General features: G+C 71.7%; 14 protein-coding genes and 2 tRNA genes. 13 read left to right on the top strand and 3 right to left on the bottom strand.

Features of this window, described 5'->3' with window-relative positions:
• Window positions 1-10 precede the first annotated feature (10 nt).
• Genes AB0C12_RS20425 through arfB form a run of 5 tightly spaced genes read left to right on the top strand, consistent with a single transcriptional unit; the run spans window position 11 to window position 4,378 of the window.
• On the top strand, window positions 11-886 hold the full coding sequence (locus tag AB0C12_RS20425) for a trypsin-like peptidase domain-containing protein (RefSeq protein WP_360550065.1): 876 nt from the start codon (window positions 11-13) through the stop codon (window positions 884-886).
• 7 nt (window positions 887-893) lie between these two features.
• On the top strand, window positions 894-1,577 hold the full coding sequence (locus tag AB0C12_RS20420) for a response regulator transcription factor (protein WP_360550063.1): 684 nt from the start codon (window positions 894-896) through the stop codon (window positions 1,575-1,577).
• Window positions 1,574-2,761 carry a HAMP domain-containing sensor histidine kinase gene (locus tag AB0C12_RS20415; RefSeq protein WP_360550061.1) on the top strand — a complete coding sequence of 396 codons (1,188 nt, stop codon included), beginning with the start codon at window positions 1,574-1,576 and terminating at the stop codon, window positions 2,759-2,761. The genes AB0C12_RS20420 and AB0C12_RS20415 overlap by 4 nt, the downstream gene beginning before the upstream one ends.
• A 39-nt stretch (window positions 2,762-2,800) precedes the next feature.
• A complete protein-coding gene (locus AB0C12_RS20410; RefSeq protein ID WP_360550059.1) occupies window positions 2,801-3,907 on the top strand; it encodes a hypothetical protein in 1,107 nt (368 codons plus the stop codon).
• A gap of 45 nt (window positions 3,908-3,952) precedes the next feature.
• The gene (arfB, locus tag AB0C12_RS20405; RefSeq protein ID WP_360550057.1) at window positions 3,953-4,378 is read left to right on the top strand and encodes an alternative ribosome rescue aminoacyl-tRNA hydrolase ArfB; all 426 of its coding nucleotides are present in this window, start codon (window positions 3,953-3,955) and stop codon (window positions 4,376-4,378) included.
• A 4-nt stretch (window positions 4,379-4,382) separates the two neighbouring features.
• Here the strand turns inward: arfB and AB0C12_RS20400 are convergent, their stop codons facing one another.
• Window positions 4,383-5,321 (bottom strand): 3-methyladenine DNA glycosylase, encoded by a 939-nt coding sequence (locus tag AB0C12_RS20400; protein ID WP_360550055.1) that lies wholly within the window; start codon window positions 5,319-5,321, stop codon window positions 4,383-4,385.
• Between the two features lie 28 nt (window positions 5,322-5,349).
• Window positions 5,350-6,174 (bottom strand): alpha/beta hydrolase, encoded by an 825-nt coding sequence (locus AB0C12_RS20395; RefSeq protein ID WP_360550053.1) that lies wholly within the window; start codon window positions 6,172-6,174, stop codon window positions 5,350-5,352.
• Window positions 6,175-6,221: 47 nt separating this feature from the next.
• Between AB0C12_RS20395 and AB0C12_RS20390 the strand changes: the two genes are divergently transcribed.
• From AB0C12_RS20390 to AB0C12_RS20375, 4 genes are read left to right on the top strand one after another with little or no spacing between them, the layout of a single operon-like run.
• Window positions 6,222-7,184 (top strand): ABC transporter ATP-binding protein, encoded by a 963-nt coding sequence (locus tag AB0C12_RS20390; protein ID WP_360550051.1) that lies wholly within the window; start codon window positions 6,222-6,224, stop codon window positions 7,182-7,184.
• A complete protein-coding gene (locus tag AB0C12_RS20385; RefSeq protein ID WP_360550049.1) occupies window positions 7,181-8,029 on the top strand; it encodes an ABC transporter permease in 849 nt (282 codons plus the stop codon). Before AB0C12_RS20390 ends, AB0C12_RS20385 begins: the two co-directional genes overlap by 4 nt.
• Window positions 8,030-8,039: 10 nt before the next feature.
• The gene (locus tag AB0C12_RS20380; RefSeq protein ID WP_360550047.1) at window positions 8,040-8,288 is read left to right on the top strand and encodes a helix-turn-helix transcriptional regulator; all 249 of its coding nucleotides are present in this window, start codon (window positions 8,040-8,042) and stop codon (window positions 8,286-8,288) included.
• Window positions 8,289-8,330: 42 nt separating this feature from the next.
• Window positions 8,331-9,134, top strand: coding sequence for a fumarylacetoacetate hydrolase family protein (locus AB0C12_RS20375; protein ID WP_360550045.1), 804 nt, complete (start codon window positions 8,331-8,333; stop codon window positions 9,132-9,134).
• Here AB0C12_RS20375 and AB0C12_RS20370 read toward each other — a convergent pair.
• Complete coding sequence (locus tag AB0C12_RS20370) at window positions 9,089-9,886, bottom strand: TetR/AcrR family transcriptional regulator (RefSeq protein WP_360550043.1); 798 nt, start codon at window positions 9,884-9,886, stop codon at window positions 9,089-9,091. The two genes, AB0C12_RS20375 and AB0C12_RS20370, sit on opposite strands and share 46 nt — an antisense overlap.
• A gap of 56 nt (window positions 9,887-9,942) precedes the next feature.
• Between AB0C12_RS20370 and AB0C12_RS20365 the strand changes: the two genes are divergently transcribed.
• The 4 genes from AB0C12_RS20365 to AB0C12_RS20350 all read left to right on the top strand — a co-directional run bounded on the left by AB0C12_RS20365 (window position 9,943) and on the right by AB0C12_RS20350 (window position 11,913).
• Window positions 9,943-10,746 (top strand): NAD(P)H-binding protein, encoded by an 804-nt coding sequence (locus AB0C12_RS20365; RefSeq protein ID WP_360550041.1) that lies wholly within the window; start codon window positions 9,943-9,945, stop codon window positions 10,744-10,746.
• 93 nt (window positions 10,747-10,839) lie between these two features.
• A tRNA-Gln gene (locus AB0C12_RS20360) sits at window positions 10,840-10,911 on the top strand.
• A 133-nt stretch (window positions 10,912-11,044) separates the two neighbouring features.
• Window positions 11,045-11,117 (top strand) — tRNA-Glu (locus AB0C12_RS20355).
• A gap of 103 nt (window positions 11,118-11,220) precedes the next feature.
• The gene (locus tag AB0C12_RS20350; protein WP_360550039.1) at window positions 11,221-11,913 is read left to right on the top strand and encodes an N-acyl homoserine lactonase family protein; all 693 of its coding nucleotides are present in this window, start codon (window positions 11,221-11,223) and stop codon (window positions 11,911-11,913) included.
• Window positions 11,914-12,131: the final 218 nt, after the last annotated feature.

Here is a 12,131-nt window from a genome sequence, read left to right as displayed (position 1 = left end):
GAGTTCTCTCATGACAATGACCACTGGGCTGGGCGGGTCGCCCCGGGGACCCGAGTTCCTGTCACCCGGCATCGACGAGCGGGCTGCGGGCGTACCGCCGGCCACAGCTGGTGGGGCACCCGCGCGCGCCGCCCGGCGTTGGCCGCTGGTCGCCGCGGCCGGGCTGACCGTGGTGGCGATCTCCGCCGGCACCGGCGGAGCGGCCGGCTACCTGGCCGCGCCGGAGGCCATTCCCGCCGACCCGGCCGCCGCGCCGCCGTCGGCCGCTCCCGGCGTGCCGTCCGATCTCGTCGGCGCGGCCGCCCGGGCCCTGCCCGGCGTGATCTCCGTGCAGGTGCGCACCGGCTCCGGAGGCGCGTCCGGCTCCGGCTTCGTCTTCGACGACCGCGGTCACATCGTCACCAACCACCACGTGGTCGCGGCCCGGGGCGGGGGAGCGGTCAGCGTGGTCGGCTCGGACGGGCGCCGGCTCACCGCCGAGGTCGTCGGCACCGACCCGAGCAGCGACATAGCGGTGCTGCGGGTCACCCCGTCGGCCGCGCTGCGCCCGCTGGACCGCGCCGACCTCAGGGCCACCCGGGTCGGCGAGCCGGTGCTGGCGGTCGGCTCACCGCTCGGTCTCTCCGGCACGGTCACCGCCGGCATCATCAGCGCCCTCGACCGGCAGGTGCGGCTGGGCGGGACCGTGCGGCAGACCGCGGTGCAGACCGACGCGTCCATCAACCCCGGCAATTCGGGCGGGCCGCTGGTGAACGCGCGCGGCGAGGTGGTCGGCGTGAACACCGCGATCGCGACGCTGGAGGGCGGCGGTTCCATCGGGATCGGCTTCGCCGTGCCGATCGACCGGGCGGCCCAGGTGGCCACGACCCTCATCGGCCGTGGATAGTCGACAGATGCGGCTGCTGGTGGTGGAGGACGAGGAAGACCTGGCGGAGGGCCTGCGGGTGGGTCTCGTCCGGACGGGGTACGCGGTCGACGTCGCGCTCGACGCCGCCGAGGCGTACGACCGGCTGACCGTGAACGAGTACGACCTCATGCTGCTCGACGTGAACCTGCCCGACGGTGACGGGTTCACCCTGTGCCGCTCGCTCCGCAACGGCGAGGTGGACACCCCGGGCGAAACCGACCTGCGGGTGCTCATGCTCACCGCCCGCGGTGGCCTCGAGGACCGGGTGCGCGGGCTGGACGAGGGCGCGGACGACTACCTGGTGAAGCCGTTCGCGCTGGCCGAGCTGCTGGCCCGGGTCCGCGCCCTGCTGCGCCGGGACACGGCCGGCACGTCGTCGGTGCTGACCGTCGGCGACGTGGTGCTCGACGTGGCCCGGCACGTCGCGACGCTGCGCGGCGAACGGCTGACGTTGACGCCCAAGGAGTTCGGCGTCCTGGAATACCTGATGACCCGGCCCGGGCACGTGGTGTCGAGCGAGGAGCTGCTCGAGCACGTGTGGGACGCCAACGCGGACCCGTTCACCCAGACCGTACGGGTCACGGTGGGCACGTTGCGGCGCAAGCTCGGCGAGGGCTCGATCGAGACGGTGGTCGGCCGGGGCTACCGGCTGCGGGACGGGGCGGCGTGAAGCGCCCGGAGCTGTTCCGGTCGATCCGGTTCCGGCTCACGGTCATCTACTCCACACTGCTCTTCGCGCTGGCCGGGGCGGCCCTGGCGGTCACCTACTTCGCAGTGGCGCAGACCACGGACCCGCAGCCGATCACCGAACAGGTCGCGGTCAACAAGTTCACGAAGGTCAGGGTCACCGTCGCCGAGGTCAGCGAGATCGAGGCGGCGGTGAACTACAACACGCTGGAGAACCTCCGCCGGTATTCGCTGTTCGCACTGGGCGGTCTCTTCGTCGTCAGCCTCGGCATCGGCTGGGTGCTCTCCGGCCGGGTGCTGCGCCCGGTCGGCGCGATCGCCCGGACGGCCCGGGAGATCCAGGCCACCGACCTGTCCCGGCGCATCCGGCTCAGTGGTCCCCGCGACGAGCTGCGGGACCTCGCCGACACCATCGATTCCATGTTGGACAGACTGGACGAGGCCTTCCAGTCGCAACGCCAGCTGATCGACGACGCCTCGCACGAACTGCGCAGCCCGCTGGCCATCATCCGGACCAACCTCGACGCCTCCCTCACCCCGGCGGAAGCGACCCCGGAGGAACGCGAACGGGCGGTGGCCGTGGTGGACCGGGCCACCACACGGATGTCGCGACTGGTGGAGGACCTGCTGGCCACCGCCCGCCGGGACGCGCACGGGCTGTCGGACGCCGACGTGGAGCTCACCACCATCGCCCGGGAGGCCGGCGAGGAGTCCTTCATCACCGACCGCGGCCTGCACCTGCACTACCACCTGCCCGAGGAGCTGCACCTGATCGGGGACGCCGACGGGCTGCGCCGGGCGGTCGGCAACCTGCTGTCCAACGCGGTACGGCTGGCCCCGGCGTCCTCCACGGTGACGGTCGCGTCCGGCCGTACCGGATCATGGTTGTGGCTGGCCGTGGCCGACGAGGGTCCGGGGATCGCCTCGGCGGACCTGCCCCGGGTCTTCGACCGTTTCTGGCGCGGGCGAGGGGAATCCGGGCCGGAACGCTCCCGGCAGCGCCGCACCGGGCTGGGCCTGGCCATCGTCCGGCAGATCGTGGAGTCGCACGGCGGTCAGGTCGCGGCGTTCTCCGAGCCGGGCCGGGGCAGCACCTTCGTGCTGTGGCTGCCGGCAGCCGACCGAACGGACACCGAAGCGCCGCCGACGGTCAGTCCCTGGCCGTAACCTCGTGCGGGACGCCGAGCGACGCGCATACTCACGACCATGCGTACTTGGAAGGTGCTCGCTGCCTGCTCAGCGGGTCTGCTCCTCGCCGGTACCGTGAGTCCCACCGCCGGCCTGGCTGCGGCAACCACGACCATCACCTCCCTGACCGTGCCGTCCGAACCGGTCGACCTGGAGGCCTCGCCCGGAGTGATCATCCGGGCCCACATCGTCGACTCGGTCGGGGTGATCCCCGGCGGTGACAGCGAGGACTACGACGCCGCCACGTACCTCTGCTCCACGGAGGCGAACCCTCCGAAATACAACAGCTGTGGCGTCATGCAGGGCCACCTGATCAGCGGCACCGCCCAGGACGGCGAATGGGAGTTCGACCCGTTCCGCGGGCAGCGGGCCCACGGCGGCTGGGAGGTCTGGTCCCTGCAGGTCCTGCGGCTCGACGGCACCCGCCAGCGGATCGACCTGAGGCCGTTGCCGTTCAACCGGACCTTCTACACGATCGGCCGCTTCGGCGCGTTCTTCGACCGTCAGTCCCCGTTGACCAACGAGAACACCACCATCACGTACGGCGGCACGGTGACTTTGCGCGCCCGCGCGTACTGGATCGACGAGCTCGTCAAGCGGCACCCGATCGGCCACCGGCAGGTCCGGATCATGCAGGAGGACCAGACGGAACCGGTCATCGACGGTGACGAGCGGCTGCTGACCACCGTGACCACCGCGGCGGACGGGACGCTCGTTGTCACCGTCAAGCCCGACCGCAAGGCCTTCCGGCTGTACCTGATGATGGACCCGGGCACGACCACCGACGGCTTCCGGTACATGGAGAACACCACCTGGACCGGGCGGGTCGACGTCAAAGTGGGCCTGGGCATCAGGTCCAAGCCGTCGAGCCTGCCCGCCGGAACCGTCGGCTACGTGGAGGGCAACGTCGTGCCGGCCACGCACGCCGGGCAGAACGCGTACCTCCAGCGGTACAGCGGTGGCGCCTGGAAGATCGTGAGCAGCGCGAAGATCCGCAGCTCGGGACGGTTCACCCTGGCCGTGCAGCCGCCCGGAAAGAGCACCTACCGCTACCGGGTGTACAAGGCCAGTGATGCTCTGCACGTCTACAACGTGACCCGGGAATTCACCGTCGCCGGCAAGTGAGACCCGCGATGGCGGGCCGGGCGCGCGCGGTGCCATGCTGGGCGCGTGGCGGACGACGTACGGGTCAGCGACCGGTTGACGATCCCGGCCGCCGAGCTCTCCTGGCGGTTCTCCCGCTCCAGCGGGCCCGGCGGCCAGGGCGTCAACACCACCGACTCCCGGGTGGAGCTGTCCTGGGATCTGGCCGGCTCCGAGCTGCTGCCGCCCTCGTTGCGTGAACGCGCGCTCGAGCAGCTCGGTGGCCGGCTGGTCAACGGGGTGCTGACCATCACCGCCTCGGAGCACCGTTCGCAGCTGCGTAACCGCGAGGCCGCCGCCGCCCGGCTGGCCGCGCTGGTCGCCGGGGCCATCGCGCCACCGCCGCGGGCCCGGCGGGCCACCAAACCGACCCGAGGCTCGGTCGAGCGCCGCATCGGTGAGAAGAAGCGGCGCAGTCAGACCAAGCGCAACCGGCGGGCCGACACCGACTGACGGTTCAGCTGTTGTGCGGGGCCACGGCTTCGCGGTTCTCCGCCGCCAGCGCCGGGCCCAGCAGCTCCTCGCAGACCCGGATCAGCCGGGCCCGCAACGCCGACGCGCGGCGGGCGAACTCGCGCTGGCGGGCGACGTACTCCGCCTTGCCCTCGGCCGTCTCGATCTTCACCGGCTCCTGCCCGTACGACGTCAGGTCGTACGGGCTGGCCTGCATGTCCAGCAGGCGGATGTCGCCGGCCAGGGCGAAGCAGTCCAGCGCCAGGGCGCCGGGCACGGCGGGGCCGAGCTTGCTCGCCCACTTGTGGCAGTCCATCGCCGCGTGCAGGCAGCCCGGCTGGTCCAGGTCGACCTGGGTGGCCCGGGTCGGCTGGAGGCGGTTGAGCCCCACCGCCTCGGGGGTGAAGAAGCGGAAGGCGTCGAAGTGGGTGCAGCGGATCGGGTGCTCCTCGACCACCTTGTCCGTCTCGGCCTGGCCCAGCCGCAGCGGCAGGGAGTGCCGGTGCTCCGGCTGGCGGTAGACCATCGCCCACTCGTGCAGGCCGAAGCAGCCCGAGAACGCGGGCCGGGAGGCCGTGGCCGTGAGCAGGCCGTGGATGTAGCGGACGCTCTCGCCGCGGGCGTGCATGTACGCCTCTGTGTCGAGGGTCACGACGCCGTCCGGATGCGCCTTGTACCACTTCCAGGCGGCGTGCTCGGCCAGCCCGGTCGGTGCCGCGGCCAGCCCGGTGCCCACCCCGGGGTGCCAGCGGCGGAGCTGGGCCGGGCGGGTGCCGTAGTAGTCGTACAGGAAATCCTCTATGGCGTGCTTCTCGCCCGCCGCCTTGCGCGCGCGGTGCCCGGCCGTCATCTCGTCGGCCCGCTCGGCGTGGGCGCGGGCCAGCGGGATCCAGCTGACCGAGGGCAGCACAGTGGTCAGCGCGTGGGTTTCGCTGATCCGCATCGCACCAGCGTATCCAGCAAGTCCACTCCTATCGAGCCTCGGCGTCGTCTGTGGTGAGGAACGCCCGAACGAGGTCCGCCACCGCCGCGGGTGCGCTCTGGTCGGGAGCGTTGTGATCGAGTTCCGGCAGCAGGGCGTAGCGGGCGTGCGGGACGAGCTCGGCGAGCCGTGGCTGGACCCGGCGCAGCCATTCCGGGCTGCGGCCGCCCGCGATGATCAGGGTCGGTGAACCGATGGCGGCGTACCGGCTGCCGTCGGAGTCCAGGCCGGCGGTGACCCGGCACTCGGCCGGCAGCGTCGGCAGCAGCTCACGGGTCTCCCGGCCCTCGGATGTCTGTAGCAGGAACCAGGCGAAGGCCGTGTAGACGGGCATCGGCACGACGCCGACCGGGGCGAAGCCCAGCCCGGTGAGGAAGGTGGCCATCGCCCCGGCGGCCCGCCCGCGCGCCAGCCGGCGCTCGAACTCGGGCAGGAAAGTCGTGTCGAACGAGCCGTCGAGGCTGACGCCGGGCTCGTAGACGACCAGCCTGGTGAGGTCGCGGCGGAGTGCGACGTGCAGCGCGGCCAGACCGCCGTAGCTGTGCCCGAACAGCTCGCCGGAGCCGGTCGCGGCCAGCACCGCCAGCGCGTCCTCGACCTCCCGCTCGATCGAGTAGGCCGGGCCGGGTGGACCGCTGTCGCCGCGGCCACGGCGCTCGATGACGTGCACGGTGCGGGAGTCCGCGAGGGACTCGGCCAGCCGCCGGTAGTGGTGCGAGCGGCGCAGACCGCCGGGGATGACGACCAGGCCGGGGCCGGACCCGGTGCTGGTCACGTGGAGCCGGGTGCCGTCGGCGCTGGTGATAGTTGGCATGCGAACTAATGTAGTACATCTACTACATCCTTGATAGTGTGCTCGACATGGAGACCATGACGGGGGCGGAGGTGGCGGGAGCGGACACGGTGCCGGACGAGACCGTGCTCGACGTCCGCGACCTGCGCATGCGCTACGGCAGCACGGACGTCCTGCACGGGGTGTCGTTCACCGCCCGTCGCGGTGAGGTGCTCGCCCTGCTCGGGCCGAACGGCGCCGGCAAGACCACCACCATCGAGATCCTCGAGGGCTTCCGGATGCGCTCGGCCGGCACGGTACGGGTGCTCGGCGCCGACCCGGCCACCGGCGGTGAGCAGTGGCGGGCCCGCCTCGGCGTGGTGCTGCAGTCCTGGCGCGACCACGGCAAGTGGCGCGTCCGCGAGCTGCTGCACCACCTCGGCAGCTACTACGCCGACTACTCCACGCCCGCCGTCAGCCGCCCGTGGCCGGCCGACGAGCTGATCGAGCTCGTCGGCCTGGGCGCGCAGGGCGGCACCCGGATCAACCGGCTCTCCGGTGGCCAGCGCCGCCGGCTGGATGTGGCGATCGGCATCGTGGGCCGGCCGGAGGTGCTCTTCCTCGACGAGCCGACGGTCGGCTTCGACCCCGCGGCCCGCCGCGAGTTCCACGACCTGGTGCACCGGCTGACCGATGTGGACGACACCACGGTGCTGCTCACCACCCACGACCTGGACGAGGCGGAGAAGCTGGCCGACCGGATCGTCATCCTGGCCGGCGGCCGGATCATCGCGGACGGCTCGGCCGACCAGCTCTCCCGCCGGGTCGCGGGGGAGTCCGAGATCCGCTGGACCCGGGCCGGCTCCCGCTACGTGCACAGCGCCGCCGACGCCACCCGCTTCGTCCGGGAGCTCTTCCGGCAGTACGGCGACGACATCGCCGACCTGGAAGTGCGCCGCGCCAGTCTGGAGGACACCTACATGACGCTGGTCCGTGACTCCGAGGCCGGCCGGGACACCGCCGCCGCCTCCGCCTTCGAGGTGGTCCGATGAGTGCCTTCTCCACCGCCGCCCGCACCGGGCTGGCCCGCGGCGGCATCGAGCTGCGGCAGACCCTGACCAACGTGCTGGACCTGTGGACCTACTTCTTTCCGGCCGCCCTGCTCGTCGGCACGGTCTACTTCATGCGCGACGCCACCGTGCCGGGCACCGACCTGTCGCTGGGTGCCCGCACGCTGCCGAGCACGCTGGGCATGGGCCTGGCCTTCGCGGGACTGCTCACGGTGGCCACGCTGCTGGTGACCGACCGCGAGGACGGCACCCTGCTGCGGGCCAAGGCCACGCCGAACGGGATGGCCGGCTACCTGGTCGGCAAGCTGGTCCTGGTCGGCGGCATGTCCGCGATCAGCCTCCTGCTGCAGATCGTGCCGAGCCTGTTCATCGTCGACGGGCTGGAGATCGACGCGAACGGGTGGCTCACCCTGTGCTGGCTGCTGCCGCTCGGCTTCGCCGCCACCATCCCGCTCGGCGCGGTCTTCGGTTCGTTGCTGGAGAACCCGCGCAACATCGGCCTGCTCCTGCTGCCGCTGGGCGGGCTGGTCGCCATCTCCGGCATTTTCTACCCGATCAGCGCCATGCCGGGCTGGCTGCACGGGGTCGCGCAGGCCTTCCCGGTCTACTGGCTAGGGTTGGGCATGCGCTCCGCGTTCCTGCCCGATGCGCTGGCCTCGGTCGAGCTCGGTCATTCCTGGCGGCACGCGGAGACCATCGGCGTGCTGGGCCTGTGGGCGGTTCTCGGCCTGGTGCTCGCGCCGGTCGTGCTGCGCCGGATGGCCCGCCGGGAGTCGGGCTCGGCGGTCGCCGCCCGGCGCGAGAAGGCCATGACGCGGATCGGGTGACGGACGACGCATGAGCAGTGAGATCACGTACAACCGCATCGCGATGCTGCGCGCCGAACGCGGCATCTCGCGGCGCCAGCTCGCCGACGCTCTCGGCGTGCACTACCAGACCGTGGGCTATCTCGAACGGGGTGAGTTCAGCCCGTCCCTGCACCTGGCCCTGCGGATCTGCGACTACTTCGAGGTGCCCGTCGAGGTGGTCTTCTCGCTCAGTCCGTTCCCCCGGCTGGGCACCGAGCCCGTGCCGCGTACGGCGTAGCCTCGATCCTGCGTTTTCATCGCTCAATGGATGGGGTTATCCGTGCGTTTCGCTCGTTTTGTTCATGCCGGTGGCGTGTCCTTCGGGGTTGTCGAGGGTGAGTCCGGGGCCGGGGCCAAGGGCCTGACCATCGCCGAGATCGGCAGCCTCCCGTTCGAGCAGGTGCGCTTCACCGGGCAGCGCTGGGCCCTGGCCGACGTCCGGCTGCTCGCGCCGATCTTCTCCAGCAAGGTGATCGGGGTCGGCCGCAACTACGCCGACCACGCGGCCGAGCTCGGCAACGAGGTGCCCAAGGAGCCGCTGATCTTCATCAAGCCGTCCACCTCGGTGATCGGCCCGAACGACGCGATCCGGATCCCGCCGCAGTCCCAGCAGGTCGAGCACGAGGCCGAACTGGCCGTGGTGATCGGCGCGACCGGCGCCCGCCGGGTGGACCGGGCCGGGGCACAGCGGGCCATCTTCGGCTACACGGTCGGCAACGACGTGACCGCCCGCGACCTGCAGCGCAGCGACCCGCAGTGGACCCGGGCCAAGGGCTTCGACTCGTTCTGCCCGATCGGGCCGTGGATCGAGACCGACCTCGACGTCAGCGACCTCGAGGTGCGCTGCGAGGTGGGCCGCAACCCGGACGAGATGGAGGTGCGCCAGCTCGGCCGGACCAAGGACATGGTCTTCGACGTGCCGACCCTGGTCTCCTACGTCTCGCACGTGATGACCCTGCTGCCGGGCGACATCATCCTGACCGGCACCCCGGCCGGGGTGAGCCGGATCGTCTCCGGCGAGACCGTGATGGTCAGCGTTCAGGGCATCGGCGAGCTGCGCAACCCGGTCGTCTCGCTGGACTGAGCCTGTCGCTCGATCCCGTCGAGCAGCAGCCCCAGGCCGTAGGCGAAGGCGTCCGCGGCCTGCTGGTCCGGGCCCCGGTCGAAGCCGCCGGCGTGCCACAGCCCGGTCATCGCGGGATGCTGCTCGACGTCGAACCAGTCCTCCCACAGCCGGCCCCGCCGGCTCCACCAGCTGTCGTTGGACTCGCCGCTGGTCCGGCGCAGCTGGGCGTTCTCGCCCTCCTGCCGGGCCGCGGCGGTCACGAACATGGTGATCGTCACGGCGGCCGTGTTGCGGCTCGACACCGGCAGGCCGCCCAGCGTGGACAGCACGTACTCGCTCTCGCGCAGCATTCCGGGGCCCAGCGGCGGGCGGATCCGGGAGACCTGGCACAGCCACGGATGCTCCCGGTACATCGCGATCGTGCGGTCGGCGTACAGGTGGATCTGCTCGCGCCAGTGCGCCGGCCGTTCCTCGCCCGGTCCCGGCAGCCGGCGGCTGCCGAGGACCTCGTCGACCATCAGCTCCACCAGCTCGGCCCGTGACGGCACATAGGTGTAGAGCGTCATCGTCGCCACCCCCAGCCGGGTGGCCACCTGGGCCATCGAGGCCGCGGCCAGTCCGTCCTCGTCGGCCACGGCGATGCCGGCCGCCACCACCTGGTCCACGGTGAGCCGGGGCGGGCGCCCGGTGGTCGCTTTGCGCACGGTCTTGTGCCGCCACAGCAGCGGCAGGATCCGGTCGGGATCGGTGGCCCCGCTGTACTCGGTCATCTCGTATACCCTACGAGAAGAGTTTCCGTAGTGCCTACGAGAAGTGGGGAGGGCACATGAAGATCCTCGTTACCGGTGCGACGGGCGGTGTGGGCCGGCTCGTGGTGGACGAGCTGCTGGCGCTGGGCGCGACCGACGTGCGGGCGCTGACCGTCAACCCGGCCAGGGCCGGGCTGCCGCCGCAGGTCGAGGCCGTCCGGGGCTATCTGGGCCGGCCCGAGACGCTGCCGGCCGCCCTGGCGGGCATCGACCGGATGTACCTGGCCCCGCTGGTGGAGACCAACGAGCAGGTGTGCCGGCTGGCCGCGGCCGCGGGGGTACGCCGGATCGTCGACATGGCCGGCGCCAAGGGGGACCACTGGCAGGTCATCGAGGACGGCGTCGAGGCGTGCGGGGTGCCGTTCGTGCACCTGGAGCCGGGAGAGTTCATGACCAACTCGGGGATCTGGTCGGCCCAGATCGCCGCGGGGGACGTGGTCCGCGACGGCTACGGCGACGTCGCGAACGCGCCCATCGCGCTGGAGGACATCGCGGCCGTCGCGGCCCGGTGCCTGCTGGAGGAGGGTCACGAGGGCCACTCGTACGAGCTGACCGGTCCGCAGTCCCTGACCCGCCGCGAACGGGTGCGGCAGATCGGCGCGGCGCTGGGCCGGGAGCTCACCTACGTCGACCTGCCGCACGACGAGCTGGTCGAGCAGTTGACGCCGGCCATGGGCGAGTACGGCGGCTGGTACGCCGACGGCCTGCGCCAGCTGGTCGGACATCCGCAGGTGGCGGTGCAGACGGTGGCCGAACTGACCGGCCGTCCGGGCATCACCTTCGCCGCCTGGGCGCGGGACAACACGGACATGTTCCAGTAGTCACGCGGTCACGGAAACGCCGGGTGGTAACCCGATTTGTTCGCCACCATGGGCTCGGGTAGAGTTTCCACTCGGTACGGCAAGCCGTACCAATGGGGTATGGGGTAATTGGCAGCCCGACTGATTCTGGTTCAGTTAGTCTAGGTTCGAGTCCTGGTACCCCAGCGCGACCGACTCCCCGCAAGGGCGGTGGTGCTGGACTTCTGATAGAGTTCCGCACCGTTGCTCACGCCAAAGAGCCGGAAGCAGCAGGTAAGGCACCACAGAAGTGCAGCGTTTCTGCAGTACAGCGTGTTCTGGCCCCGTCGTCTAGCGGCCTAGGACGCCGCCCTCTCAAGGCGGTAGCGAGGGTTCGAATCCCTTCGGGGCTACAAGCAGCAAGCGGCTCGTGTCATTCGACACGGGCCGCTTTTGTCTGCTCTGGGCGTATCCGGCGGGGCGTTTTCCGGACGGCTGAGACGGCAGACTGCCCCTGTGACGGACATCAACGTGCGACGCGTCGACTTCGGCTACTTCATCCGGCCCGCCGAGGAGACCGGCACGGGCTCACCCCGGGTCGAGCCGTGCCTCGGCTACCTCGTCGAGCATCCCGACGGTCTGCTGCTGGTCGACACCGGCATGGGCGGTGACCCGGACGTGGACGCGCACTACCGGCCCCATCGCGTGCCGCTGCCCGAGGCGCTCGCCGCCGTTGATACCCGGCCCGAGGACATCCGGCACATCGTCAACTGCCACCTGCACTTCGACCACAGCGGCGGCAACCCGGCGCTGCCCGGGCGGCCCGTCTACACCCAGCGGCTGGAGCTCGACATCGCCCGTACCGTCGAGGACCACACGCTGCCCTGGCTCATCGACCACCCGGGCGCGGTCTACGTCGAGCTCGACGGCGAAGCCGAGATCCTGCCCGGGGTGGTGATCGTGCCCACGCCCGGGCACACCGCCGGCCACCAGTCCCTGGTGGTCCGCCGTGGCGACGGCACGGTTGTCGTCGCGGGGCAGAGCCACGACCACGCGGTCGGGTTCACCGCTGACGTGCTCGCCCGGCGGGCCGGACTGGACGGTGCCGAGGCGCCGCTGCCGTTCCCGCCGGCCTGGATCGAACGGCTGCTGAGCTTCGACCCGGCCCGCGTGGTCTTCGCCCACGACAACGCCGTGTGGACGCCCTGATCCGGTGCGGGGTGGTCGCTGGGCCGGTCTGTCACGCGGCGCTCTCCGCCGGCTGATCGTGACACGCCCCGGATCGCGCGTTGGCCGGGCTGCCTTGGCCGGGCTGTCATGGCCGGGCCGCCTTGGCCGGGCCGCCTTGGCCGGGCCGCCTTGGCCGGGCCGCCTTGGCCGGGCCGCCTTGGCCGGGCCGCCTTGGCCGGGCCGCCTTGGCCGGGCCG

Origin of the sequence: Actinoplanes sp. NPDC048967, assembly GCF_040649415.1 — a bacterium.
Taxonomy (GTDB): Bacteria; Actinomycetota; Actinomycetes; order Mycobacteriales; family Micromonosporaceae; genus Actinoplanes.
Note: the sequence above shows the minus strand (reverse complement) of the source record. Positions and strands in the feature narration are given on the sequence as shown.

Bases quoted from the DNA above. Each gene is read 5' to 3' on its own strand.
- AB0C12_RS20400 (WP_360550055.1), bottom strand. From the start codon at position 5,321: ATGCGGATCAGCGAAACCCACGCGCTGACCACTGTGCTGCCCTCGGTC.
- AB0C12_RS20380 (WP_360550047.1), top strand. From the start codon at position 8,040: ATGAGCAGTGAGATCACGTACAACCGCATCGCGATGCTGCGCGCCGAA.
- AB0C12_RS20365 (WP_360550041.1), top strand. From the start codon at position 9,943: ATGAAGATCCTCGTTACCGGTGCGACGGGCGGTGTGGGCCGGCTCGTG.
- AB0C12_RS20370 (WP_360550043.1), bottom strand. From the start codon at position 9,886: ATGACCGAGTACAGCGGGGCCACCGATCCCGACCGGATCCTGCCGCTG.
- AB0C12_RS20420 (WP_360550063.1), top strand. From the start codon at position 894: ATGCGGCTGCTGGTGGTGGAGGACGAGGAAGACCTGGCGGAGGGCCTG.
- AB0C12_RS20390 (WP_360550051.1), top strand. From the start codon at position 6,222: ATGGAGACCATGACGGGGGCGGAGGTGGCGGGAGCGGACACGGTGCCG.
- AB0C12_RS20425 (WP_360550065.1), top strand. From the start codon at position 11: ATGACAATGACCACTGGGCTGGGCGGGTCGCCCCGGGGACCCGAGTTC.
- AB0C12_RS20385 (WP_360550049.1), top strand. From the start codon at position 7,181: ATGAGTGCCTTCTCCACCGCCGCCCGCACCGGGCTGGCCCGCGGCGGC.
- AB0C12_RS20395 (WP_360550053.1), bottom strand. From the start codon at position 6,174: ATGCCAACTATCACCAGCGCCGACGGCACCCGGCTCCACGTGACCAGC.
- AB0C12_RS20410 (WP_360550059.1), top strand. From the start codon at position 2,801: ATGCGTACTTGGAAGGTGCTCGCTGCCTGCTCAGCGGGTCTGCTCCTC.